This window comes from Brevundimonas sp. SGAir0440 (assembly GCF_005484585.1).
Lineage (GTDB): Bacteria > Pseudomonadota > Alphaproteobacteria > Caulobacterales > Caulobacteraceae > Brevundimonas.
Genome location: NZ_CP039435.1, coordinates 1,938,966 through 1,960,922, shown reverse-complemented (window position 1 = coordinate 1,960,922; position 21,957 = coordinate 1,938,966). Strand labels below are relative to the sequence as shown.

Genomic DNA, 21,957 nt, shown 5'->3' with positions numbered 1-21,957 from the left:
CCGGCCGCGATAAAGGGCCGAGCTGAGTGTCACGCGGCACGTTCCAGCTGCGCGCCCACCGGCGTCGTCAAATGAATACGACCACTTTCATTGGCGACAGACCAAGGACGACGTACGCCGCCGAGTTGTTCGGCCACGGCAAGGCCGGATTGCAAGCCGTCCTCATGGAAGCCCGCGCCGAAGTGGGCCCCGCAGTACCAGATGCCCCCCTGCCCCTGCAGGCTCCACAACTGCTTTTGCGCCTTTATGGCCGCGGGATCGAAGATGGGGTGCTCGTACAGTTCGCTGCGTAAAATCGTGTCGGCGCGTGGCGGTCGGGGTGGATTGAGCGTCACGAAGAGGTCGTCGCCCGGCAGGCCTTGCAGGCGGTTCATCCAATAGGTGACGCAGAGGCCGTCGTCCGCGCCGATATAGTTCCAGCTGGCCCAGGCGCGACGACGATGCGGCATCAGGCCGGCGTCGGTATGCAGTACAGTCAGATTTCGGCTGTACCGGAAAGCGCCGAGCAGCGCCTTCTCCTGCGCCGTCGGTTCGGCCAGCATCGCTAGAGCCTGGTCGGCATGGGACCCGATCACGACCTGATCGTAGCGCTCGACGCCGCCTTGGCTGTCGTGGACGAAGACGCCCTGGTCGCTGCGCCGCACGGCCGTGACGCCGTGGTCCAACCGAATGTCCTGGATGGCGCGAGCGAGATGTTCGACATAGACGCGGCTGCCACCCTCGACGGTGCGCCACAGCGGGCGTCCCACCAGTTTGAGCAGGCCGTGATTGCCGCAGAAACGAATGAAGGACTCGGCCGGATAGTCCATCAGCGTATGTGCCGGCGATGACCAAATCGCGGCGGCCATGGGCAGCAGGTGATCGTCGCGGAATGCCTCGCTGAACCCTTCGCGCTTCAAATAGTCGCCGAGCGTCAGCGAGGAGTCAGACATCGCCGCCAAATCCTTTGGCGCCTCGCGATAGAAGCGCAGGATTTCGCTTAGCATCGACCAGAAACGAGGACGCAGGGCGTTGCGACGCTGAGCAAACAGGCCCGGCGCAGCATATTCGAACCGCCCATCATCCAGGGAGACGGCGAAGGACATGTCCGTCGCCCGTGTCGCGATCCCCAAATGCTCGAACAGGGCTATAAGATTGGGATAGGTCGCGTCGTTAAAGCAGATGAAGCCGGTGTCGACGGCGATGTCGCCGGAAGGCACGCTGGCCAATACCGTATTGGAATGCCCGCCCAGCCGGTCGCCCTTTTCGTAAAGCGTCACGTCATGGCGTTTCGACAGAAGCCAGGCCGAAGACAGGGCGGCGACGCCAGATCCGACCACAGCGATCTTTTGACGTTCGGCAGAGGGCGTCGCGGACGACAGGGGCATGAAAACTCCGAAAGATACGCCGCAGCGCAATCGCTAGGGCATGGACGGATTACGGGTCGCCGTCATGTTCGGATCGCGATTGATCCAGACATTTCCGCTGAGCGTATTAGTGTTCATGCATGCCGAGCCGTTATCCTTCGCATCAACGCCATGTCGGTCCAACCGCGTGAAGGCGCTCGACAGCTTGCCTGATCCGCTGCTGCACGATCGGCTGATCGAACAGATCGCCCTGAAGCGCGATCGTGACGCGTTCGCTGCGCTCTTCGCCTACTTCGCACCGCGGTTGAAGGCCTGGCTGATCAAGTCGGGCGCGACGCCTGGCGCGGCCGAGGACTTCGCGCAGGACGCCATGCTGACCGTGTGGCGCAAAGCCGATCTGTTTGATTCGTCCAAGGCGCGCGCTGCCACGTGGATTTTCACCATCGCTCGCAACCGTCGGCTGGACATGCTTCGTCGTGACGCGCGTCCCTTGCCGACGCCCGAAATCGAGCTGGCGGGGGATGATGTTCGCCGGCCGGATGAACTGCTGTCGATGTCGCAAGACGCGGATCGCGTGCGCGACGCTCTGGCCCGGCTCAGCGCTGACCACGTCGAGGTCCTGCGTTTGGCCTTCTTCATGGACAACTCTCATTCCGAGATCGCCAAACACCTCGGCCTGCCGCTCGGCACCGTCAAATCTCGTATTCGTAACGCCATGACCAAGCTTCGTCTGATCCTCGCGCCGTATGAGGAGGCTGCGCGATGAAACCTCTGCGCAATCCCTCCGAAGAACGTTTGCTGGCCTATGCGGCCGGCACGCTTAGCCCGCCCGAGGCTGTGGTGATGGCGGCGCATCTGGCGATGCGACCGGCCAATGACGCCTGGGTGCGAGAACTGCAGGCCGTGGGCGGGGAGTTTCTGGACGAGACCCACCCCTCCCCCTTGTCCAATGATGCACTCGCCTTGGCGATGGCGCGGATCGAGACGGATGCCGGCAAAGCCAATCACAGCGCGCCCCTGAACGACATGCCCGAGCTGCCCGAGCCGCTGCGGCGCTATGCGCTGGGTCCATGGCGCTGGGTCGGGCCCGGCATGCGCGTGCGTGACGTCCATGCGCCGCGAGATGGTGATTGCCGCGTAATTCTTCTCAAGATTGAATCGGGTCGTGAGACGCCAAAACATACGCATGGCGGCGTTGAGCTGACCTGCGTCATCTCCGGAGCCTATGCGACCGAAACCGAGCGTTTCGACGTTGGCGATTTCGAAGAGGCGGATCCGGAGGTGCTGCACCAACCCCGTGTCGTGTCGGACGAGCCGTGCCTGTGCGTCGTCGCGCTTGACGGTCAGATTCAGCTGGATGGGTGGGTCGGCAAGCTGATCCAGCCCTTCGTTCGCCTGTGACGGCTTTCGCGACCATTTGGGGTGTCGCCGCCCTGTTTCTCGTCGTCGTCATGTCTACAGCATGGCTGGTTCAGAAACGAACGGGTCAGGGCGGCTGGGCGGACGCCTTCTGGTCGCTCGGACTGGGAGCAGCCGGCGTCGGCGTCGCGCTGTTTCCGATCGACGGCGCCGCTCCGTCATTGCGCCAGTATCTCGCAGCCCTTCTGATCGGCCTTTGGGGCCTGCGGCTAGGATCCCACATCGCTGTTCGCGCCGCCCACGAGGAGCGCGAAGACGCTCGCTACGCGCGCCTGCGAGAGGACTGCGGCGCCGGTTTTCAGGTAAAGATGTTCGGCTTTCTGATGCTGCAAGCCGGAGCCGCCGCCTTCCTGGCGCTCAGCGTGATGGCGGCGGCGCGCAACCCAGCGCCGGGCCTGACGCTCCAGGATGCCTTCGCGACACTGATCTTCGTCGGAGCCCTGGTTGGTGAAGCTGTTTCCGATCGCCAGCTGGCGGCCTTCAAACGCAACCCGGCCAACAAGGGTGGTGTCTGCGATGTTGGTCTGTGGGCCTGGTCACGCCACCCGAACTATTTCTTCGAATGGGTGAGTTGGTGCGCCTGGCCTGTGTTCGCCATCAACATCAACGGCGAATGGCCTTGGGGTTGGCTGGCGCTGACAGGGCCAGCCTACATGTACTGGCTTTTGACTAAGGTGTCGGGCGTGCCCTTGCTGGAAGAGCATATGCGACAATCAAGACCCAAGGCGTTCGAGGCCTACGCAGCCCGCACCAGCGCCTTCTTCCCTCGCCCGCCCCGGCGATGAGACGATCTTAGTCTTTCTGAGCTGATCCCAGATGCGTCTCGCCGCGCTCGCGGGCCATCCCCATCTGCCTGTGACGCTCGGCATATCGCTGCCGCTGGACCTCGTCGCGGGCGTCGTGACAGCGCTCGCAGCTTACGCCTTCGACATAGTGCGGCGAAGCCCGACCGGCCTCGTCCACTGGCAGACGACATCCCCGGCACAAGGTGTGGGGACCTTGGCTCAGGCCGTGCCCGACCGAGACGCGTTCGTCGAAAACGAAACACGACCCACGCCATAGGCTCTGATCCTCATCCACTGTCTCAAGATAGCGAAGGATGCCGCCCTCCAGATGGTGGACGTTCTCCACACCCTCGGCTTTCAGGAAGGCGGTCGATTTTTCACAGCGAATGCCCCCGGTGCAGTACATGGCCACGCGTTTGGCGCCGGTCTGCTCGATCAGGGCGCGACCTTCGCTGCGGAACCAGTCTGGAAAATCGCGAAAGCTGCGGGTATTGGGCTGGACGGCCCGTTCGAACGCGCCGATCTCGCCCTCATAGTCGTTGCGCGTATCGATCACCAAGGTCTCGGGATCGGCGATCAGGGCATTCCAGTCCGTGGGCGCAACGTAGACTCCCGCCTGATTCGCAGGGTCCAGATCCGGCTGTCCCATGGTGACGATCTCGCGTTTGACGCGCACCTTCATCCGGTGGAAAGGCAGGGCGTCTGTCCAGGCGTATTTGAGTTCCAGCGTCTCGAAGCCTGGCATGGCATGGATCGCGGACAGCACCGCTGCGATGGCCGCCTCTGATCCGGCGATGGTGCCGTTCAGACCTTCCGGCGCGACGAGTAGGGTCCCTCTCACCTGCCCAGCGTCGCAGACCGCCTGAAGCGTCTGGCGTACGGTTTCGGGGTCGGCCACCGGCGCGAACCGGTAGAGTGCGGCGACACGGACGGCTTGATCGGACGAGGTCTGATGGTCGGTCATGGATCAGCCCCTCGAAGGCGCCGGAGGTGGCGCGCCCAGCAGGACTCGAACCTGCAACATCCCGCTTAGAAGGCGGGTGCTCTATCCGGTTGAGCTATGGGCGCTCTGGCAAGACGTCAGGCGTCAGTGCGTCCAGGACTGCTTGCGGTTGGTGGCGAAATTGTCGGCATAGGCTTTGATGATCACCGGCGGATCGTTCGGCTCGTGCAAGCGGAAGGCGATGCCGTGACGTTCGGCGTATTCGATCGCTTCTTCCTTCGATTCGAAGCTGAGACGAACCTGGCCGTTCATGTCGGTGGAGCTGGTCCAGCCCATCAGCGGATCGATGGTGCGCGCCGACGCCGGTTCGAATTCCAGCCGCCAGTCGCGGCTCTTGGCCTTGCCCGACTGCATCGCAGTTTTGGCCGGGCGGTAGATGCGAGCCAACATGGCGAAATCCTCAGTGACGCCGGGGTCTGTAACCCTGCCATAACGCGCGCCGGACATATGATCCAGCGGCCTTCCGTTGGTCGGGGCGAGAGGATTCGAACCTCCGACCCTCTGGTCCCAAACCAGATGCGCTACCAGGCTGCGCTACACCCCGGACCGAACGGAGCGCTCTATTGGCACTTCGCGACGCGATCCGCAATCAAGGCTTGAAATAAGGATGTAAAACTTTGTCGCCGGGCTTGGCGTTGATTTCGGCCGCCCGCCCTGCCCGCAGTTCCAGAACGCCGTTGGCGGCGCCGTTGGAAGGGATCGGCGCCTCGGAGAACGGCGTGGCGTGCGAAGCGATTGAGACGATCCGGCCCTGCGGATCGATATACAGAATGTCCAGCGAACTCGGCGTGTTGCGCATCCAGAAGCTTTGCTCGCGCGGGGCTTCTCCCGGCCATTGGAACAGCATGCCGCGGTCGGCCTCCAGCGGTGGACGGAACATCAGCCCCCGTTGACGTTCGGGCTCTTCGTCGGCGATCTCGACCCAGAACTGATGCTCGCCTGACGTGGTCACCACAGCCAGCTTCTGCAACGGCTCGCCATTGGGGCCGACCGGCGCCTTGGCCGCGCATCCGGCGAGCGCGAGCGTGATAAGCCCGGCCATTGCAAAACGTCTCGTCGCCTTGATCATACGCCTCTCCTGGGCGCTGGATCAGTCGCCCGTTCTGATGTCCGCCACCACCAGACCTTTGGGACCGTTGGCGAATCGCACCCGCACCGCGTCGCCAGGAATCAGATCATCCAGGCCGCAGCGACGCAGGGTTTCGATGTGGACGAAGATATCGCCCGGCTCACGATCACGCACGACGAATCCGTAGCCCTTGGTGCGATTGAACCATTTGACCAGGGCGGTCTCCAGCTGTTCGTCACTTTCGGCGACCGGCCGCGGCGGCGGCGAAGTCACAGGTCGACGCATGGCCGGCGTCGCTTCGCCCTCGCTCAGGTCATGGATCTCGATTGTCTGCCAGCCCTTGGCGCGCTTGACGCAGTCGCAGGTGATGGTCGCGCCTTCATCGGCCGCGTTACGGCCGAGATCGCGCAGGCTGCTGATATGCAGCAGGACGTCTCTCGTTTCGGTCAGGGTCGGATCGTCAGGGACGATAAACCCATAGCCCTTGACGGCGTCGAACCACTTCACGCGCCCAGTGACGCGAACGGTCTGCGCCGTTTCCGTCTCTCTAAAGTCAGACACTTAAAAACCCCCGCCCGCGCCTCCAGCGGACTCGTTTTATATTTAACACCGTTCCGCGAAATTTTGAAAAGCGGAAAATGCGCGTCTGTGCAGAAGCTTGCGTTTGGGGGATCGCAGGCGCTGGCGAATGATCGCCAGTCTCTTCTGCTATCTGAGCTTAGGCTGCTTGCAGGGAGCCTAAGAGGCTCAACCATAGTCCTGCCCGCGTGGCAGTCCCTAGGGGAGTCGAACCCCTCTTTTCAGGTTGAAAACCTGACGTCCTAACCGATAGACGAAGGGACCGCTGCGCGGGAGAGCCGGCGATATAGCCGCGCCCTCGGGGCGGTGCAAGCGTGGATTTTCAGTTTTTTGAAGCCGTCGTCAGATCATTCGAGGATCGGCGACATCCTCGATCTCGAACTGCACGCCCTTGCGGCCATTCCAGTCGTCAGCCTTCAGCCGGCCCACGACGCTGAGCCCGCCCTGCCCCGACAGCAACGCCTGGCCCGTCGGCAGATCGGCGCAGCGCCAGGCGATGGCCTTGACCGACGCGCCATCTGGACCGACCAGCCGGCACCGCACATGACCGCCATTCATGGCGACGGGTTCGCGGGCTTGAACCCCGCTTAGGGCGAAGCTGGGTTCCGGGTTGGCAGGGCCGAATGGGGCCAGACGCTCGAACGATTCGAACAGATCGCGCGTCGCCGCCGCGGGGTCGATCAGGGCGTCGATCTCAAGCACGTCCTGTGCGACAGCTTCGACCCTTTCGGTAGCGAGTCTCTCGTTCAGGAAGACGGTCAGCTCGGACACGCGCGCACCGTCCATCGTCAGGCCTGCCGCCATGGCATGACCGCCGCCAGCGAGCAGGATCCCGCTCTCCCAGGCCGCCTGGATCGCGCGTCCCAGGTTCATGCCTGGCTGTGACCGGCCCGAGCCCTTCCCGAGACCGGTGACGGGATCGACGCCAATGACGATCACCGGCTTGCGCCAGCGCTCGCGCAAACGGCCGGCGACGATCCCGACGACGCCCGGATGCCAGTCCTCGCCCGCGACCACGACGACGGCGCTCTCGTCGGCATGGGCGCCGGTCGCCTCGACCCGACGAACGGCGGCGTCAGTGACGGCCCGCTCGACGTCGCGCCGCGATAGATTCAGGGCATCGAGTTCGATCGCCAGGGCCTCGGCCTCGGCCGGATCATCCGTCGACAACAACCGCGCGCCCAGATCGGAGCGACCGATGCGTCCTCCCGCATTGATGCGCGGCCCCAGGATGAAACCGGCATGATTGCTTTTGGCCGGTCCCGGTTCGGCGCCGGCCGCCGCCAACAGCGCGCGCAGACCCGGATTGCGCCAGTCGCTCATGACCTTTAGACCAAGGCCGGTCAGGGCGCGATTGAAGCCCGTCAGACCCGTCACGTCGCAGATGGCGCCCAGGGCCGCCAGATCCAGCCACTGACGAATATCCGGCTCGGGCTTCTCGGCGAACAGGCCCCGCCGCCGCCCCTCCCGGTTCAGCGCCGCGAGAAGGACGAAGACGACGCCTGCCGCCGCCAGATTTCCCTGACCTGAGTTGCAGCCCGGCCGGTTCGGGTTGACGACCGCCAAGGCCGTCGGCGGCTCGCTGCGCATCAGGTGGTGATCGATCACGACGACGTTCAGGGCGATGGCGGCCGCATGGGCCAGAGCTTCGTTCGCTGCAGCCCCGCAATCCACCGTGATGATCAGATCGGCGCCCGAGGCCTTCAGCGTGTCGAAGGCCCTGGCGCTGGGGCCGTACCCTTCGGTCATCCGGTCCGGCACATAGATGGAAAGCGTATGCCCCATCGCCCGGAACCAACGCACCAGCAGCGCCGCGCTGGACGCCCCGTCCACGTCATAGTCGGCGAACACATGAATGTTCGCCTTGGCCTGAAGCGCATTCAGGATCGCATCGGCCGCTGCGTCCATATCCATAAAGCTGGACGGGTCGGGAAACAGGGCGCGCAGGGTCGGGGTAAGGAAATCTTGGCCCTGGTCTGCGCGAACGCCCCGCGAGGCCAAGGCCCGGGCCAGCGGTTCTTCCAGGTTCAGGGTTTGCATGTGCGCGCGCGTCGTGGCGGCGTCGGCCGGACGTTGACGCCAGGCGCGCCCGGACAGGGACCGAGACACGCCGAGGAATGCGTTCAGAGTCTTTGCGCCGCCGTCGTCTGCCATCAGCGCATTATCGCGGGATTCTGCCTCCCGTGCGACCGGTCATCGCGTCGGGCGGCGGTCGAGCGGCGGCGGAGCCTTGGCCCTGTCACGCAGGCTTTGGGCAAAGGCCTCGATATCGGCCTGGGTTCGGACGGCGTCGGGCGATACCGGAACGGCGTTCACGGCCGCGCGGGTTTCGGCGGCGAGCGCCTCGGCGTCGCCGAGCGTCCAGTCGATGCGTGCGATCTCGCTGGTCAGCGTCGCGCTGTCGCCCTGGAGACGCTGCACATTCGACGCGACCTGCGTGACCGGCGGCAGATCGGTCGGCGCGGCCGGAAAGTCCTCCCAGCGCGGATAGCGCCGATTGGCGTCGACCAGTTCCTGTATACGTGGCGCAAGCGGCGAGACAGCCTCCGTCTTGGAGGCGGATGCGCCGACACAGCCGCTCAGTGGCGTCGCGATCGCGGCTGCGGCGATCAGGATCATCTTTTTCGAGTGCGACGCGTTCATTTCCTTGATGGTCTTATGCCATCATCGCGGTGCGCGGAAGGGTGGATGAATTACCCTCTGGCGCAGGATGCGCGAAGGACGATCATGGCCAAGACTCCCAGAACGCCGACAGACGCCCCCGACCGCCCCGCACGCAAGGCCGGACGTCCGACGTCCGCCAAGCCCCGCCCACCTCGTCAGCCCAAATCGAAACCTGCCGAAACGCGGGACGCCGCCGCCGAAGCCCATTCCGAACCGAGTCCCGAGGCGATCGCAGCGACGCCCAACCAGGCCGAATTGATCGAAACCCTGTCGATGAATCTGGCCAAGGCGGCCATGATGGCCCAGAGCGCGATCGCCGAGGCGGCGCTGACCCAGGCCGATCGGCCGGCCGCCTTTTCCGCCGATCCTTTCAACGTCGCGCCGGCCATGACGTCAGTCATGACCAGCCTGGCCACACAGCCCGACAAGATGATTCAGGCCCAGGCCGACCTGTTCACTCGCTATATGCAGCTCTGGTCATCGACGGCGCGTCAGGCGGCCGGCGAGGCGCCCGATCCTGCACCGAGCGATAAGCGGTTCAAGGACCCGGCCTGGTCCGAAAACCCGATGTTCGACATGATGCGGCGATCCTATCTGCTGACGTCGGATTGGATGAACGGCCTGATCGCCGGGGTCGAGGACGTCGATCCGACGCTGAAACGTCGCGCCCAGTTCTTCACCCGCCTGCTGACGGACGCCTTCTCACCGTCCAACTTCCTGGCCTCCAATCCCGTCGCGCTGAAGGCCTTGGCGGAGACCAGCGGCGAATCACTGGTGAAGGGCATGCAGAACTTCGCCGCCGATCTGGAACGTGGCGGGGGATCGCTGCGCATCAGCCAGGCTGACTACGGCAAGTTCGTCGTCGGCGAGAACGTCGCCACAGCGCCGGGCCAGGTCGTGTGGCGCGATGAGCTGTTCGAACTGATCCAGTACGCGTCTACGACCGACACCCAGCACGAAATCCCGCTGCTGATCTTCCCGCCCTGGATCAACAAATTCTACATCATGGACCTGCAGCCGGCGAACTCGCTGATCCGCTGGCTGTCGGCTCAGGGCTTCACGGTCTTCGTCTGTTCCTGGGTCAATCCGGACAAGGACAAGGCCGGCTTCGGCTTCGACGACTATCTGGAAAAGGGCATTTATCGCGCGGTCGAGAAGACGCTGGAGCAGGCGGGCACGAAGCAGTTGAACGCCGTGGGATATTGCATCGGCGGCACCCTGCTTGGCGCTGGTCTGGCGCACATGGCGGCCAAGGGCGACAAGCGCATCGCCGCCGCCACCTTCTTCGCCGCTCAACATGATTTCGCCGAGGCCGGCGATCTGCTGCTGTTCACCGACGAACACTGGATCGCCGAGATCGAGCGCCAGATGGACGCGGCGGGCGGCGTCCTGCCGGGCGCGGCTATGGCGGAAACGTTCAACGCCCTGCGGTCCAACGACCTGATCTGGTCCTTCTTCATCAGCAACTATCTGCTCGGCAAGGATCCGCCGGCCTTCGACCTGCTCTTCTGGAACGCCGATCAGACCCGCATGCCCAAGACCCTGCATCTCGACTATCTACGTCAGATGTATGGAGCCAATGCCCTGGCCAAGGGGCAGTTCGAGATCGGCGGCCTGACGGCGGACCTGTCGAAAGTCAAGATCCCGCTCTATTTCCAGGCTAGTCGCGAGGATCATATCGCGCCGATGAACTCGGTTTATCGATCCGCCAAACTGTTCGGCGGCAAGGATGTGACCTTCACTTTGGCGGGATCGGGTCACATCGCCGGCGTCATCAACGCCCCGGCCGCAAAGAAGTATCAACACTGGACCAACCCTGCCCTTCCCGCGACCTTGGCCGAATGGCAGGCGGAAGCCATCGAACATCCCGGCAGCTGGTGGGAGCATTGGTCGGCCTGGCTCGGCGCGCGATCCGGGAAGCAAATCCCCGCCCGCGACCCGGCCATGGGCCCGCTCAAGCCCATCGAGCCGGCGCCGGGCAGCTATGTGAAAGTGAAGTCTTGAACCGTCTCGAACCCAACGCCCTGCTCGCCGTCAGCACAGGCGTCGCCTTGATCCTGCTGATCATGACAGCCAGCCTGTTCGGAGAACCGGGCAACACGGTCAAATATGTGATCTCGGCCGTCATCTGCGCGGCCGCCTTCGTTCTGCTCAACGAACGAATGGCGCGCGCGATGAAACGTCCGGTCGCTCAGCCGCTGATCCACGTCAGCACGCCGGGCACGGCGGTCTGGGCCGGACTGTTTCCATTGATCGTCATCGCCATGGCCTGCGCGCCCGTTTTCTTCGCCGGTCACGACTATGGTCTGCTGGTGATCATCGCCTCGGTCATCTTCGGCCTGACCGTCGATTCAGCCGTGCGCGCCCTTCGCGCCTAGGCCGAGACGAACTTCAGCGCCACGCCGTTGTTGCAGTAGCGCAGCCCCGTCGGACGCGGACCGTCATCGAACACATGCCCCTGGTGTCCCAGGCAGCGGGCGCAATGGTATTCGGTGCGCGGAATGCCGATGGCCAGGTCACGCTTCTTGCCGATATTGGCGGCGATGACGTCATAGAAGCTGGGCCAGCCGGTGTGGGAATCGAATTTCCACTGCGATCGGAACAGCGGCAGATCGCAGCCCTTGCAGACGAACGTCCCGCGTGCATGCTGATCATTTAACGGGCTGGAATAGGGACGCTCCGTCCCCTCGTGCCGCATCACGCGCCAAGACGCTTCGCCCAAGCGTCGTCGCCAATCCGCATCGGACACCCGACGATAGGGGGAGGCTGCGTATTGCCCCTCCCCGGCTTCGGATGTCTCAGGCGAACAGGCGGACAGGGCGAGCGCGCCGGCGCTCATCAGAAGGCCCCGGCGATGCAGGATCAGGGACTGGGTCATGTCCCTGATACGACGGATGCCGCCGAATGGTTTCAGACCTCAGATCAGGCCGGTCGCCTCATCCAGGCCCAGCATGATGTTCAGGTTCTGCACGGCCGCGCCCGAAGCGCCCTTGCCCAGGTTGTCGAGCAAGGCGACCAGCCGCGCCTGCTCGCCATCGCGATCGCCGAAGACATGCAAGCGTAATCGGTTGGTGCCGTTCAGGCCTTCGGGCTCGATGCCGGTCATGGCCTCGGTCTCCTCCAGGTCGGCGACCTCGACGAACCGCTGGCCGTCATAGGCCTCGACCAGGGCGCCGTGCAGCCGTTCGACAGAAGGGGTTTCCGGCAGAGCCGTCAGATGCAGCGGAACCTCGACCAGCATGCCCTGGCGGTAGTTGCCAACCGCCGGCGTGAACAGCACGTCTCGGCTCAGACCTGTGTGTTTGGTCATTTCGGGCACATGCTTGTGCCTCAGCGTCAGACCATAGGCGCGATAGGCGGTCGTGGCGCCCCCGCCATCTTTTGGGGCGGCTTCGAACTCGGCGATCATGGCCTTGCCGCCGCCGGAATAGCCCGACACCGCATTGACCGTGACCGGATAGTTGGCGGGCACCAGACCCGCCTTCACCAGCGGCCGCATCAGGCCGATGAAGCCCGTGGGATAGCAGCCGGGGTTCGACACGAACTGAGAGCGCGCGATCAACGCACGCTGCCCGGCATCCATTTCAGCAAAGCCATAGGCCCAGCCTGGCACGACCCGATAGGCGGTCGAGGCGTCGATCACCTTGACCGACGGGTTCTCGATCATGGACACGGCTTCCCGCGCCGCATCGTCAGGCAGACACAGGATCACGGCGTCGGCGCCGTTCAGGGCCTCACGCCGTGCGTCCGCATCCCGACGACGCTCGCCCAGCAACAACAGTTCCAGATCCGGGCGCGCTTCCAGCCGCTCGCGGATTTCCAGCCCCGTAGTGCCGGCCTCGCCGTCGATGAAGATGGTGTGGGTCATTTGTCTCTCCCGTCCCTTCTCCGCTTAAGGAGCAAAGGCGCAAGAAAAAGGGCGCTCCGGGTCTCCCCGAAGCGCCCCAAATCCAAACCGCGTAAACGCGATTAGCGCTTCGAGAACTGGAAGCTGCGGCGAGCCTTGGCGCGGCCGTACTTCTTGCGCTCGACGACGCGGCTGTCGCGGGTCAGGAAGCCGTGCGGCTTCAGGACCTTGCGCAGTTCCGGTTCGAAGTGCGTCAGGGCGTGCGACAGGCCGTGACGGATGGCGCCGGCCTGGCCCGACAGGCCCGAACCTTCGACGGTGCAGATCACGTCATATTGCGTGGCGCGGTCCGAGACGGTCAGCGGCTGAGCGATCATCATGCGCAGCACGGGGCGAGCGAAATACTGCTCCTGGTCCTTGCCGTTGATGGTGATCTTGCCGGTGCCGGGCTTCACCCAGACGCGAGCGATGGCGTTCTTGCGCTTGCCGGTCGAATAGGCGCGGCCCTGGGCGTCCAGCTTCTGGACATAGACGGGCGCGTCGTTCTCGGCCGAAGAGCTCAGGCCCTTCAGGGCGTCGAAGCCGGTGGCGGTTTCGGTGTTGGTCACGTCGGTCATGCTCAGACGCTCCGGGTGTTCTTGGGCGACGCCGACTTGAAGTCGATCGTTTCCGGTTGCTGGGCTTCGTGGTCGTGCGCGGCGCCGGCGAACAGGCGCAGGTGCGTCATCTGCTTGCGGGCCAAGGGGCTTTCCTTGGGCAGCATGCGCTCGACGGCCTTTTCAAGCACGCGCTCGGGGAAACGGCCGCCCAGAACCTTCTCAGGCGTGGTCGACTTGACGCCGCCCGGGTGACCGGTGTGGCGATAGTAGATCTTGTCGGTGTTCTTCTTGCCAGTGAACACTACCTTGTCGACGTTGGTGACGACGACATAGTCGCCGCAATCGACGTGCGGAGTGTAGTCGCCGCGGTGCTTGCCGCGCAGACGGTTGGCGATGAAGGTCGCAAGGCGGCCCACCACGACGCCTTCGGCGTCGATGTGGATCCACTTCTTCTCGACCTCGGCCGGCTTCAACGAAGCCGTAGTGCTCTTCAGCATGAGGGGGTTCCTGGAGACGAAAATCGGGTCCGGCCCCCGAGGGAACCGAATGAAGGCGCGCTGATACAGGAGACGATTGGTCGCGTCAACGCACTAGACAACATCGCATTTGCCACAACGCATTGTTTCAACGAAGTTTTTCAAATACGGTATTAAAATACCCGACGTGAAGAGGCTAAGCAGCGTTACGGCGTAACATAAAACGTCATCAAAGGATGATTATAGGCGGGCATCGCAAAGACGACAGCTTTGGAGTCCCTTCATGATCCTTCATCGTCGCGGTCTGATCGCCACGGGCGCAGCCGCCGCCTTCTCGGGACTGGCGCGTCATGCCGTCGCTCAGACGGCGGGTGAAGAGACCTACGTCAACGAGGTCCATGGCTACGGCCCGCTGCAGCGCGATCCCAATCGCCTGCTCGATCTGCCCGAAGGCTTTTCCTATCAGGTCGTGGCCCAGAGCGGCGATACGATGGACGACGGCCTGTTCGCTCCCGGACAGCCCGACGGCATGGCCTGTTTCCCGCTGGAAGGGTCTCGCGTCGCCCTGGTCGTCAATCACGAGCTGAAAGGCTCCAGCGGCCTGCATCGCAACCTCGGCCCCGGCGGCCTTCGTGAGGAACGGCTTGACCTGCTGGACGCGACCAAGGGCTACGACACCTATAAGAATGGCCGCCCCCTGCCCGGCGGTTGTTCCACCATCATCTATGATCTGGCGACCCGCCGGATGGTCAGCCGACATCTGACGCTAGCCGGCACCTCCACCAACTGCTGCGGCGGCCCGACGCCGTGGGGCAGTTGGCTGACCTGCGAGGAAACGCTGGAGACGCCGGCCGACGCCGATGTGACCAAGGCCCACGGGTGGGTCTTCGAAGTGCCGGCGACCGCAACCGCCCTGGTCGATCCCGTGCCGCTCAAGGCCATGGGCCGGTTCGATCACGAGGCCGTCTGCGTCGATTCCCGCACCGGCGTCGTCTATCTGACCGAAGACGACAACGCCGGCCTCTTCTATCGCTTCATTCCCAAGGCGCCCGGCAAGCTGATCGAGGGCGGCCGGCTTCAGGCGATGGCCTGGAAGGGCGCGCCCTCGGCCGACACCCGCAATCAGGACGCCCGCACCTGGGCTGTCGGCGACTGGAAGGAGATCGAATGGATCGATCTGGACGACGTCGAATCTCCCAATGGCGACCTGGCCAAGCGCGGTCATGCGGCCGGCGCGGCCTGGGTGGCGCGGGGCGAAGGCGTCTGGTGGGGCGATGACGAACTGTATTTCACCGCAACTTCGGGCGGGCCGATCCGCCGCGGTCAGGTCATGCGGCTGGTTCCTGGTCTGAACGGCGCGGCGGACCGGCTGCAATTGTTCGTGGAAAGCACGGACCCTAAGACCATGAACATGGCCGACAACATCACCGTCGCGCCTTGGGGACACCTGATCCTGTGCGAGGACAACTACTCCTCGGACGTCCGCAACCACCTGAAAGGCGTCACGCCAGAGGGCAAGGTCTATACGATCGGCCGCAATGTCTTCACCGGCAACTCCGAGTTCGCCGGCGCCTGCTTCTCGCCGGATGGCGAGGTGCTGTTCGTCAACATTATGTACCCCGGCATGACCTTGGCGATCAGAGGCCCATGGTCCTCGGTCCGGACATGAAGATGCGCGGCTGAGCCCGCAGCACCAACCAAAGGTTCACGGTGGCCGTCGCCAGCACGATCGCAGCGCCTGCCTGGTGCAGCACGCCCAGCCACACCGGAACCGCGTGCACCAGGGTCACGATCCCGAGCAGAGCTTGAAACCAGATCACACCCGCAAGCGCGAAGGCGCCGAAGCCCATTCCCTCCGCCACGCGCCAGCGCCAGGCCTGGAAGGCATAGACGCTGACGGCGATCAGCAGACCATAGGCGACCAGTCGGTGATTGAACTGCGTCAGCGCCTGATCATGCAGGAAGGCGACCGCACCCAGGCTCCAGTCGGCCGGCGGCAGAACGGCGCCGTTCATCAGCGGCCAGTCGGTATAGACCAGCCCCGCATGACCGCCCGCCACCAGGGCGCCCAGCAGACATTGCAGGAAGACCGCGCCCAGCAGCAGGCCGGCGCCCTTCGCCCAACCCGACGGCGGGCGGCCGTGATCCTCGCCGTTCCAGGCCTCCAGCCCCGTCCAGATCAGGGCGGCGAACAGCACGAACGCCAGGCCCAGGTGCGTCGCCAGACGCTCGGGCGCCACGCTAACCCGCTCGGACAGGCCGCTGGACACCATCCACCATCCGATCAGCCCCTGAAGACCGCCCAAGGCCAGGAGCAGGACACAGCGCCAGATCAGACGATTGGGCATCGCCCACTGGTGGAATACCGACCGGGCCGGCGCCAATCGGCACAGCAGGAAGACGATCAGCGGCAGGGCGAACACCATACCCACCAGACGCCCGATCAGCCGGTGCAGCCATTCCCACCAGAAGATGCCCTGAAACTCCCCCAGGCTCATGCCGGCGTTGACCTGCGCGTACTGCGGGATCTGCTTATATTTCTCGAAGGCCTCGGCCCACTGCGCGTCGTTAAGAGGCGGAATGGCGCCCATGATGGGCTTCCACTCCGTGATCGACAGGCCAGAGCCCGTCAGGCGAGTGATGCCGCCGATCACGACCATCAGGAAGACGACGGCGGCCGTAGTGAAGAGCCACACGGCGACGGCGCGGTTACGATCTGGATTTCCGAAACGGTTCATTCGACGCCTGACACTGACCCGGATATGGTGTCGCGTCGAACGAAGACCAGACGCGACCGGTGCGGTATGCCCGCCCCAAGCGACAAGATCGAGTCGGATTGAGTTAACGGCGCTGTCGCCGCAGGAGATCAGGGTTGCAATACGCCGATATCGCCGCCGCCGTCGCAGGCGGCCTGCTGCTGGCCTGGATCGCGGACCTTCTGACGGGCCGGCGCGGCTTTGGCGGCACAAGCCTTGTGTCCGGGATCGGCCTGGCCTGCGGATGGTTTCTGGCGGTGCGGGTCTTCGCGGTCAGCACGATGGACAGCTGGGTCTGGGTGCCGTGGGCGCTCGTCGGATCGGGCATCTGTCTCGTGGCCTTCTTCCTGTTCCGGAACAAGCGCTGATGCCGCCGCGTCTGCGTCGCTTCGTCGCCGCGATCGGCGTGCTGCTCTTTCTCGTTTTCTGGGTTTGGGGCCTGATCGCCCTGCGCGGACTGCTGCCGCCGTCGCAGTGGATCGACTTCCTGTTCTTCGGCATCGGCGGGACCGCCTGGGGCCTGCCGCTCATCCCGCTGCTGCGATGGGCCGAGCGCGGCTGAGCGCCGAACCTGCCTCCAGATACGGCGATGGGGCCGCCCGCGAGGACGACCCCACCATCATCATTCTTTTTCAAGAATGGTCGGAGCGACAGGATTCGAACCTGCGACCCCTTGACCCCCAGTCAAGTGCGCTACCAGGCTGCGCCACGCTCCGAAGGCGCTCCCTATAGACGGGGGGACCGCTGTCCGCAAACGCTAAAACGACTTTTCCACCTACCGTGAAAGAACGGCGTCCAGACGCGCTTTGGCCTGCTCCAGATCGGCCAGAACCTGATGCAATTTCGAGGTTTCGGCCCGCGCGACATCGGAAGTCGCCGTAGCGAACGTGACATCGCCGTCGTCGATCAGTGCAGCGGCCTCCGCCCCGATCAGCTTTTTCAGCCCCTGTTCCTTGTGCAGACGCTGGACGCCGCGAATCGTCAGCCCATCGTCGTGCAGCAGGCGTTTGACCGCCTTCAGCACCGTGATGTCCTGAGGCCGATAGAAGCGCCGACCGCCGGCTCGTTTGACCGGCGTGACGAAATCGAACTTCGTTTCCCAGAACCGCAAGACATGCTGCGGCGCTCCGACCTCTTCGGCCGCTTCGGAAATGGTTCGGAAGGCGTCGGCGCTCTTGGCCACCGCGATCAGGCCTCGACGACGGCGTCGTGAACCCGGCTTTTCATGATCTGTGAGGCGCGGAAGCTGATGACCCGGCGCGGGTTGATCGCCGCCGGTTCGCCCGTCTTGGGATTGCGGCCCATCCGTGCGCGCTTCTCACGCACCTGGAAGACGCCGAAGCCGGACAGTTTCACCGTCTCGCCGCGCTCGAGCGATTCGACGATCAGTTCCAGGGTGCGCTCAACCAGGCTGGAGCATTCCTGACGCGACAGGCCGACCTCTTTATGCACGGCTTCGCACAAGTCGGCGCGCGTCACGGTCTGTTGGCCTGCCATCGTATCCCCGCTGTCATGCGATCCGCTCGCATCCATAGGGGCGCAAAGCCCCCGAAAAATCAATGCCTCGATGTCGATTAGAGCCGAAGCGCGCAGGCGCCCCAGGTCAGGCCGCCGCCCATGGCCTCAAGCAGCACCATATCGCCCTTCTTGATCCGCCCATCCTGGATCGCAGCGTCCAGCGCCAGCGGGATCGAGGCGGCCGAGGTGTTGGCGTGGGTGGCGACGGTCGAGATCACCTTGTTCTCGTCCAGACCTAGCCGGTCGCCGACGCCCTTGATGATTCGCTGGTTGGCCTGGTGCGGCACGAACCAATCGACATCCGCGATCTGGATGTCAGCGGCGGCGCAGGCGGCGGTGATGCCTTCTGCGATGTTCACGACGGCATGGCGGAAGACCTGGTTTCCGGCCATGCGCAGATGGCCAACGGTCCCCGTGGTCGCCGGGCCGCCATCGACATAGAGCAGATCGGTCTTTGATCCGTCGGCGCGCAAGGCGAAGCCCAGCATGCCTTGGTCATCCGATGTCCCCTGCCCTTCGCGCGGTTCCAGCACCACGGCGCCGGCCCCGTCGCCGAACAGGACGCAGGTGGTCCGGTCGGTCCAGTCCATCAGCCGCGTCATCTCCTCGGCCCCGATTACAAGGGCGCATTTCGACAGACCGCGCGCCACGAATCCGTCGGCGACGCTGAGCGCATAGACGAAACCGGAGCAGACGGCTTGAACATCGAAGGCGATGCCGACGCCCGCACCCAGCTTGGCCTGGACGATCGACGCGACCGCCGGGAAGGTCATGTCGGGCGTGGTGGTGGCCACGATAATCAGATCGACGTCGGACGCCGCCTTGCCAGCGTCGGCGAGCGCCTTCCTGGCGGCCTCGACCGCCAGATCGCTGGTCGGCTGGTCGTCGCGCGCCTTATGACGTTGCTTGATGCCTGTGCGCTCCTGAATCCATTCGTCGGATGTGTCGACGAACTTGGCCAGGTCGGCGTTGGTGACGATCTCGTCCGGCAAATAGGAGCCGACGCCGGTCACGGCGCTGCGGGTGACGGTCACTGGAGGGGTTCTCCCACGGCTGCGGCGGGCTTGGCGGCATGGTCGAACACCGCGTCCAGCTTGCCCAGGTTATCCCCCACCTTGCTCATATAGTCGCTGCGGGCCAGATCGACAGCGATGCGGATGGCGTTGCCGAAACCCTTGGCGTCGGCGCCGCCGTGGCTCTTCACCACAATACCGTTCAGACCCAACAGAGGGCCGCCGTTGATGGCGCTGGGGTCGATCTTCTGGCGCATCTTCTTCAGCGCCGGCATGGCGATGACAGCGCCCAGCTTGGATTGCAGATTGGAGGTCAAAGCCTCTTTCAACAGGGCGGAAATATAGCGCGCAGTGCCTTCGGCGGTTTTCAGCGCGATGTTGCCGGTGAAGCCGTCGGTCACCACCACGTCCACCGTGCCCTTGGCGATATCGTCGCCCTCGACGAAGCCGTGATAATTCAGGTCGAACGGCCCGTCGCGCAGGATGGCGTGCGCCTCCTTGACCTGTTCATTGCCCTTCATGTCTTCCGAACCGACGTTCAACAGGCCGATGGTCGGGCGGGCGACGCCGCGCACGGCCGACTGGAAGGCTTCGCCCATGATGGCGAATTCGACCAGCTGCTCCGCATCGCTGCCGATGTTGGCGCCGACGTCCAGAACCGCCGTGTGGCCCTTGAAGGTGGGCCAGCTGGCGACGATGGCCGGACGCTCAAGCCCGGGCGCAGACATCCGCAGAATCAGTTTCGAGATCGCCATCAGGGCGCCGGTATTGCCGGCCGAGACGACGCCGCCGGCCTGACCCGTCTTCACCGCCTCGATGGCGTTCCACAGGCTGGAACCCTTGCCGCGCCGCATGGCCTGGGCCGGCTTTTCGTCCATGGCCACGACCTTGTCGGTGTGACGGATCTCGCAGATGTCCGCCGCCAGCCCGCAACGCGCCAGTTCCGGCGCGATCTTGGCCTCGTCGCCATGCAGCAGGAAGCGAACCCCCTCGCCGTCGTGGGTGCGGATATAGCTGCGGATGCCTGGAACGACGACGGAGGGCCCGTGATCGCCGCCCATGGCGTCAAGCGAGATCGTAACTGGGGCTGGCAAATGGACCTCTTATGGCCGCGTCGTCTTGTCGCGCGACGCTTGGCAGGATGCGCTGGACGATAGCGCCGAAGCCGGGGGATGCAACCACCCGGCCCCTACGTCAACCTCAGCCTTGATCGTCTTTGGCCTTGAGCGCCTTCAGGGCCGCAAACGGTGAAATCTCCGTCGGCTCCTCAGGTTGCACGAACTCCGCGCCGGGCTTGCGCGGGAACGGATCAAGCGACAGCACCAACTGCTCGACCGCATATTGGCCCAGGTCGATCTTGCCGTCCTCGATCACGTCGGCGTCTTCTTCATCCAGGGTGACTTCGATCTCGTCGGTTTCTTCGGGCTTGGCTTCGACAAGCTGAATGGAAAAGCGACGATCCACATCGACCGGCAAGGGTTCCAGGGTCAGGCCGCAAGTCTGCACCGCATGCGCGGTCACCCTGCCCTTCATCGTCCATTCGCTGGTCGACGGCGTCGGCTTGATCTCCAGATCGACGGCGAAATCATCCAGCCCCTGAAGATCCAGGCTACGGGCGATTCGCTTGCGGGTCTCCGCATCCGGTTCAAGCCGGCGGCTCAGGCCCGCGCCGATCTGATTGACCCGCACCGTTTCGCTGTAGGGGAGCGTCGCGCTCATCTCTTTCAAACTTCCGCCCATGCTGGCGTCGCCAGCACCTTGTTGAAATCCTGCGCCGCCAGGGCTGCGCGTGTCGTCAGCGCATAACGCGCCAATGTGTCCGCATGGGGCGCTTGCGGATCCGCGTAGACATTCTTCGCCATCGCCTCGGCCAGAACCGTCGCATCGCCGGCGCGCAGCGGCTGCTCATAGGCGTTCATCCGGCCATACAGGGCCTCTCCCAGTTTACGCATCTTCTTGCCGACGGCGACGTCGCCCACGCCTTCCTCCCGCAAGACGTGATCCAGCGCCGAGACATAGACGTCGAAGACCGCCTGAGCCGCATCTTGGCCCTGAGCCGTGTTTTCATCGCGTAGCCGCAGCACCAGCAACAGCACATGCAGCGTGTAGAGTTCGAATCGCGCGTCGATGCGGTCGTCGACCGCCAGGCGCGTGTAGAAGGCCGGATTGCGGGCCTGGCTGACGGCCTTGGCGTAGAGATCGTCGCCGAGACGGACGCCGGATCGGGGTTTGAACAGGTTTTTCAGCATGGGTTCCAACGGCCCCTTTTCCGCCGCGCCGTTGAACTAGGACGCAGGTCCGTCTAGGTCAAAGACCTTGTTCTCTCGCAGGCGCCCGACCATGTCCCGTTTCGTCCCGCTTTTCGTCGCTGTTTCGCTGGCCGGCCTGTCCGCCGCCTGCGCCCCGACCATCGGCTCCAACGGCTTCCAGGCCATCGACGCCAAGCCGCAAGACGTGGTCGCCGGCACGGACACCAAGGAAACCGTCCTCGCCAAGCTGGGTTCGCCTTCGACCACCTCGACGTTCGAGCCTGATCAGGTCTGGTATTACATCAGCCAGACGACTGAGAAATATACATACAACCTGCCCAAGGTTTCGACCCGCACGGTGACCGAGATCACCTTCGTCCCGCAGGGCGATCAGGTGGCGTCGGTGCGGACTCTCGGCCTGACGGACGGCGAGCAGATCGCCATGAACCGCAACGAGACGCCGACGCGCGGTCGCGAGCTGACCGTTCTGGAACAACTGCTGGGCAACGTCGGCCGTGGCCAACTGCCCCGCACCGAGGACGACACCCCCGGCCAGCGCCGCCCCGACTAAGGCGGCTCATCGCCCCAAAAGCAAAGACGCCCCGGAGATCGCTCTCCGGGGCGTTGTCGTAAG

27 protein-coding genes and 4 tRNA genes are annotated in these 21,957 nt (G+C 64.4%); 9 read left to right on the top strand and 22 right to left on the bottom strand.

The features are described from left to right. Positions 1-29: 29 nt before the first annotated feature. Positions 30-1,367, bottom strand: a complete 1,338-nt coding sequence (locus E7T10_RS09680) for an NAD(P)/FAD-dependent oxidoreductase (protein ID WP_137721623.1) — start codon at positions 1,365-1,367, stop codon at positions 30-32. Positions 1,368-1,551: 184 nt separating this feature from the next. On the opposite strand from E7T10_RS09680, the gene E7T10_RS09675 reads away from it, so the two are divergent. From E7T10_RS09675 to E7T10_RS09665, 3 genes are read left to right on the top strand one after another with little or no spacing between them, the layout of a single operon-like run. After that, positions 1,552-2,112 carry a sigma-70 family RNA polymerase sigma factor gene (locus tag E7T10_RS09675; protein ID WP_246845979.1) on the top strand — a complete coding sequence of 187 codons (561 nt, stop codon included), beginning with the start codon at positions 1,552-1,554 and terminating at the stop codon, positions 2,110-2,112. Further along, complete coding sequence (locus E7T10_RS09670) at positions 2,109-2,747, top strand: ChrR family anti-sigma-E factor (protein ID WP_137721622.1); 639 nt, start codon at positions 2,109-2,111, stop codon at positions 2,745-2,747. The genes E7T10_RS09675 and E7T10_RS09670 overlap by 4 nt, the downstream gene beginning before the upstream one ends. After that, the gene (locus E7T10_RS09665) at positions 2,744-3,550 is read left to right on the top strand and encodes a DUF1295 domain-containing protein (protein WP_246845978.1); all 807 of its coding nucleotides are present in this window, start codon (positions 2,744-2,746) and stop codon (positions 3,548-3,550) included. The genes E7T10_RS09670 and E7T10_RS09665 overlap by 4 nt, the downstream gene beginning before the upstream one ends. Positions 3,551-3,557: 7 nt before the next feature. Here the strand turns inward: E7T10_RS09665 and E7T10_RS09660 are convergent, their stop codons facing one another. The 9 genes from E7T10_RS09660 to E7T10_RS09620 all read right to left on the bottom strand — a co-directional run bounded on the left by E7T10_RS09660 (position 3,558) and on the right by E7T10_RS09620 (position 8,820). Next, complete coding sequence (locus E7T10_RS09660) at positions 3,558-4,514, bottom strand: rhodanese-related sulfurtransferase (protein WP_137721621.1); 957 nt, start codon at positions 4,512-4,514, stop codon at positions 3,558-3,560. Between the two features lie 27 nt (positions 4,515-4,541). Beyond that, positions 4,542-4,618: transfer RNA gene (locus E7T10_RS09655), tRNA-Arg, on the bottom strand. A 19-nt stretch (positions 4,619-4,637) separates the two neighbouring features. Continuing rightward, positions 4,638-4,943 (bottom strand): ETC complex I subunit, encoded by a 306-nt coding sequence (locus E7T10_RS09650; protein WP_039245189.1) that lies wholly within the window; start codon positions 4,941-4,943, stop codon positions 4,638-4,640. A 77-nt stretch (positions 4,944-5,020) separates the two neighbouring features. After that, positions 5,021-5,097 (bottom strand) — tRNA-Pro (locus tag E7T10_RS09645). Positions 5,098-5,142: 45 nt separating this feature from the next. Beyond that, complete coding sequence (locus tag E7T10_RS09640; RefSeq protein WP_168189918.1) at positions 5,143-5,622, bottom strand: DUF192 domain-containing protein; 480 nt, start codon at positions 5,620-5,622, stop codon at positions 5,143-5,145. A gap of 21 nt (positions 5,623-5,643) precedes the next feature. After that, positions 5,644-6,183 carry a cold-shock protein gene (locus E7T10_RS09635; RefSeq protein WP_137721619.1) on the bottom strand — a complete coding sequence of 180 codons (540 nt, stop codon included), beginning with the start codon at positions 6,181-6,183 and terminating at the stop codon, positions 5,644-5,646. Positions 6,184-6,390: 207 nt separating this feature from the next. After that, positions 6,391-6,465: transfer RNA gene (locus E7T10_RS09630), tRNA-Glu, on the bottom strand. A gap of 78 nt (positions 6,466-6,543) precedes the next feature. Continuing rightward, positions 6,544-8,355 carry a single-stranded-DNA-specific exonuclease RecJ gene (gene recJ / locus E7T10_RS09625; protein ID WP_137721618.1) on the bottom strand — a complete coding sequence of 604 codons (1,812 nt, stop codon included), beginning with the start codon at positions 8,353-8,355 and terminating at the stop codon, positions 6,544-6,546. 39 nt (positions 8,356-8,394) lie between these two features. Further along, positions 8,395-8,820: a hypothetical protein gene (locus E7T10_RS09620; RefSeq protein WP_197071091.1), complete on the bottom strand. Its 426-nt coding sequence runs from the start codon at positions 8,818-8,820 to the stop codon at positions 8,395-8,397. 108 nt (positions 8,821-8,928) lie between these two features. Here E7T10_RS09620 and phaC point away from each other — a divergent pair, with 108 nt between their 5' ends. Together phaC and E7T10_RS09610 are read left to right on the top strand one after the other, a co-directional pair. After that, positions 8,929-10,869 carry a class I poly(R)-hydroxyalkanoic acid synthase gene (gene phaC / locus E7T10_RS09615; RefSeq protein WP_137721617.1) on the top strand — a complete coding sequence of 647 codons (1,941 nt, stop codon included), beginning with the start codon at positions 8,929-8,931 and terminating at the stop codon, positions 10,867-10,869. Next, entirely contained in the window at positions 10,866-11,243 is a 378-nt protein-coding gene (locus E7T10_RS09610; protein ID WP_045811722.1) for a hypothetical protein, read from the top strand. The genes phaC and E7T10_RS09610 overlap by 4 nt, the downstream gene beginning before the upstream one ends. Here E7T10_RS09610 and msrB read toward each other — a convergent pair. From msrB to rplM, 4 genes are all read right to left on the bottom strand, one after another. Then, entirely contained in the window at positions 11,240-11,743 is a 504-nt protein-coding gene (gene msrB / locus E7T10_RS09605) for a peptide-methionine (R)-S-oxide reductase MsrB (protein ID WP_137721616.1), read from the bottom strand. The two genes, E7T10_RS09610 and msrB, sit on opposite strands and share 4 nt — an antisense overlap. A gap of 39 nt (positions 11,744-11,782) precedes the next feature. Continuing rightward, a complete protein-coding gene (argC, locus tag E7T10_RS09600) occupies positions 11,783-12,733 on the bottom strand; it encodes an N-acetyl-gamma-glutamyl-phosphate reductase (RefSeq protein WP_137721615.1) in 951 nt (316 codons plus the stop codon). 101 nt (positions 12,734-12,834) lie between these two features. Continuing rightward, a complete protein-coding gene (rpsI, locus tag E7T10_RS09595; protein WP_137721614.1) occupies positions 12,835-13,329 on the bottom strand; it encodes a 30S ribosomal protein S9 in 495 nt (164 codons plus the stop codon). Between the two features lie 2 nt (positions 13,330-13,331). Then, on the bottom strand, positions 13,332-13,808 hold the full coding sequence (gene rplM, locus E7T10_RS09590; protein WP_017503897.1) for a 50S ribosomal protein L13: 477 nt from the start codon (positions 13,806-13,808) through the stop codon (positions 13,332-13,334). Between the two features lie 262 nt (positions 13,809-14,070). Here rplM and E7T10_RS09585 point away from each other — a divergent pair, with 262 nt between their 5' ends. Next, a complete protein-coding gene (locus E7T10_RS09585; RefSeq protein WP_137721613.1) occupies positions 14,071-15,456 on the top strand; it encodes an alkaline phosphatase PhoX in 1,386 nt (461 codons plus the stop codon). Here E7T10_RS09585 and E7T10_RS09580 read toward each other — a convergent pair. Then, positions 15,425-16,525: a COX15/CtaA family protein gene (locus E7T10_RS09580; protein WP_137721612.1), complete on the bottom strand. Its 1,101-nt coding sequence runs from the start codon at positions 16,523-16,525 to the stop codon at positions 15,425-15,427. The genes E7T10_RS09585 and E7T10_RS09580 overlap by 32 nt on opposite strands. 134 nt (positions 16,526-16,659) lie before the next feature. Here E7T10_RS09580 and E7T10_RS09575 point away from each other — a divergent pair, with 134 nt between their 5' ends. Together E7T10_RS09575 and E7T10_RS09570 are read left to right on the top strand one after the other, a co-directional pair. Next, positions 16,660-16,911, top strand: coding sequence for a hypothetical protein (locus E7T10_RS09575; RefSeq protein ID WP_017503900.1), 252 nt, complete (start codon positions 16,660-16,662; stop codon positions 16,909-16,911). Continuing rightward, positions 16,911-17,105, top strand: a complete 195-nt coding sequence (locus E7T10_RS09570; RefSeq protein ID WP_045811727.1) for a DUF2842 domain-containing protein — start codon at positions 16,911-16,913, stop codon at positions 17,103-17,105. Before E7T10_RS09575 ends, E7T10_RS09570 begins: the two co-directional genes overlap by 1 nt. A 77-nt stretch (positions 17,106-17,182) precedes the next feature. Here E7T10_RS09570 and E7T10_RS09565 read toward each other — a convergent pair. From E7T10_RS09565 to E7T10_RS09535, 7 genes are all read right to left on the bottom strand, one after another. Next, positions 17,183-17,259, bottom strand: a tRNA-Pro gene (locus tag E7T10_RS09565). Between the two features lie 59 nt (positions 17,260-17,318). Next, positions 17,319-17,726, bottom strand: a complete 408-nt coding sequence (locus tag E7T10_RS09560; RefSeq protein WP_137721611.1) for a MerR family transcriptional regulator — start codon at positions 17,724-17,726, stop codon at positions 17,319-17,321. A 5-nt stretch (positions 17,727-17,731) separates the two neighbouring features. Continuing rightward, positions 17,732-18,040: an integration host factor subunit alpha gene (locus E7T10_RS09555; RefSeq protein ID WP_137721610.1), complete on the bottom strand. Its 309-nt coding sequence runs from the start codon at positions 18,038-18,040 to the stop codon at positions 17,732-17,734. A gap of 77 nt (positions 18,041-18,117) precedes the next feature. After that, the gene (locus E7T10_RS09550; protein WP_137721609.1) at positions 18,118-19,095 is read right to left on the bottom strand and encodes a beta-ketoacyl-ACP synthase III; all 978 of its coding nucleotides are present in this window, start codon (positions 19,093-19,095) and stop codon (positions 18,118-18,120) included. Beyond that, complete coding sequence (plsX, locus tag E7T10_RS09545; protein WP_246846149.1) at positions 19,092-20,135, bottom strand: phosphate acyltransferase PlsX; 1,044 nt, start codon at positions 20,133-20,135, stop codon at positions 19,092-19,094. Before plsX ends, E7T10_RS09550 begins: the two co-directional genes overlap by 4 nt. 139 nt (positions 20,136-20,274) lie before the next feature. Next, on the bottom strand, positions 20,275-20,793 hold the full coding sequence (locus tag E7T10_RS09540) for a DUF177 domain-containing protein (protein WP_137721607.1): 519 nt from the start codon (positions 20,791-20,793) through the stop codon (positions 20,275-20,277). Positions 20,794-20,798: 5 nt separating this feature from the next. Beyond that, positions 20,799-21,323 (bottom strand): ubiquinol-cytochrome C chaperone family protein, encoded by a 525-nt coding sequence (locus E7T10_RS09535; RefSeq protein WP_045811162.1) that lies wholly within the window; start codon positions 21,321-21,323, stop codon positions 20,799-20,801. A 91-nt stretch (positions 21,324-21,414) separates the two neighbouring features. Between E7T10_RS09535 and E7T10_RS09530 the strand changes: the two genes are divergently transcribed. After that, positions 21,415-21,894 (top strand): outer membrane protein assembly factor BamE, encoded by a 480-nt coding sequence (locus E7T10_RS09530; RefSeq protein WP_017503908.1) that lies wholly within the window; start codon positions 21,415-21,417, stop codon positions 21,892-21,894. Positions 21,895-21,957 lie beyond the last annotated feature (63 nt).

Excerpts from the sequence above, each read along its gene's own strand:
- E7T10_RS09620 (WP_197071091.1), bottom strand. The coding sequence starts at position 8,820 with ATGATCCTGATCGCCGCAGCCGCGATCGCGACGCCACTGAGCGGCTGT.
- E7T10_RS09540 (WP_137721607.1), bottom strand. The coding sequence starts at position 20,793 with ATGAGCGCGACGCTCCCCTACAGCGAAACGGTGCGGGTCAATCAGATC.
- msrB (WP_137721616.1), bottom strand. The coding sequence starts at position 11,743 with ATGACCCAGTCCCTGATCCTGCATCGCCGGGGCCTTCTGATGAGCGCC.
- E7T10_RS09640 (WP_168189918.1), bottom strand. The coding sequence starts at position 5,622 with ATGATCAAGGCGACGAGACGTTTTGCAATGGCCGGGCTTATCACGCTC.
- E7T10_RS09535 (WP_045811162.1), bottom strand. The coding sequence starts at position 21,323 with ATGCTGAAAAACCTGTTCAAACCCCGATCCGGCGTCCGTCTCGGCGAC.
- E7T10_RS09585 (WP_137721613.1), top strand. The coding sequence starts at position 14,071 with ATGATCCTTCATCGTCGCGGTCTGATCGCCACGGGCGCAGCCGCCGCC.
- E7T10_RS09670 (WP_137721622.1), top strand. The coding sequence starts at position 2,109 with ATGAAACCTCTGCGCAATCCCTCCGAAGAACGTTTGCTGGCCTATGCG.
- rplM (WP_017503897.1), bottom strand. The coding sequence starts at position 13,808 with ATGCTGAAGAGCACTACGGCTTCGTTGAAGCCGGCCGAGGTCGAGAAG.
- E7T10_RS09530 (WP_017503908.1), top strand. The coding sequence starts at position 21,415 with ATGTCCCGTTTCGTCCCGCTTTTCGTCGCTGTTTCGCTGGCCGGCCTG.
- plsX (WP_246846149.1), bottom strand. The coding sequence starts at position 20,135 with ATGGGCGGCGATCACGGGCCCTCCGTCGTCGTTCCAGGCATCCGCAGC.
- rpsI (WP_137721614.1), bottom strand. The coding sequence starts at position 13,329 with ATGACCGACGTGACCAACACCGAAACCGCCACCGGCTTCGACGCCCTG.
- E7T10_RS09680 (WP_137721623.1), bottom strand. The coding sequence starts at position 1,367 with ATGCCCCTGTCGTCCGCGACGCCCTCTGCCGAACGTCAAAAGATCGCT.
- argC (WP_137721615.1), bottom strand. The coding sequence starts at position 12,733 with ATGACCCACACCATCTTCATCGACGGCGAGGCCGGCACTACGGGGCTG.
- E7T10_RS09570 (WP_045811727.1), top strand. The coding sequence starts at position 16,911 with ATGCCGCCGCGTCTGCGTCGCTTCGTCGCCGCGATCGGCGTGCTGCTC.
- E7T10_RS09580 (WP_137721612.1), bottom strand. The coding sequence starts at position 16,525 with ATGAACCGTTTCGGAAATCCAGATCGTAACCGCGCCGTCGCCGTGTGG.
- phaC (WP_137721617.1), top strand. The coding sequence starts at position 8,929 with ATGGCCAAGACTCCCAGAACGCCGACAGACGCCCCCGACCGCCCCGCA.
- E7T10_RS09660 (WP_137721621.1), bottom strand. The coding sequence starts at position 4,514 with ATGACCGACCATCAGACCTCGTCCGATCAAGCCGTCCGTGTCGCCGCA.
- E7T10_RS09555 (WP_137721610.1), bottom strand. The coding sequence starts at position 18,040 with ATGGCAGGCCAACAGACCGTGACGCGCGCCGACTTGTGCGAAGCCGTG.
- recJ (WP_137721618.1), bottom strand. The coding sequence starts at position 8,355 with ATGGCAGACGACGGCGGCGCAAAGACTCTGAACGCATTCCTCGGCGTG.
- E7T10_RS09650 (WP_039245189.1), bottom strand. The coding sequence starts at position 4,943 with ATGTTGGCTCGCATCTACCGCCCGGCCAAAACTGCGATGCAGTCGGGC.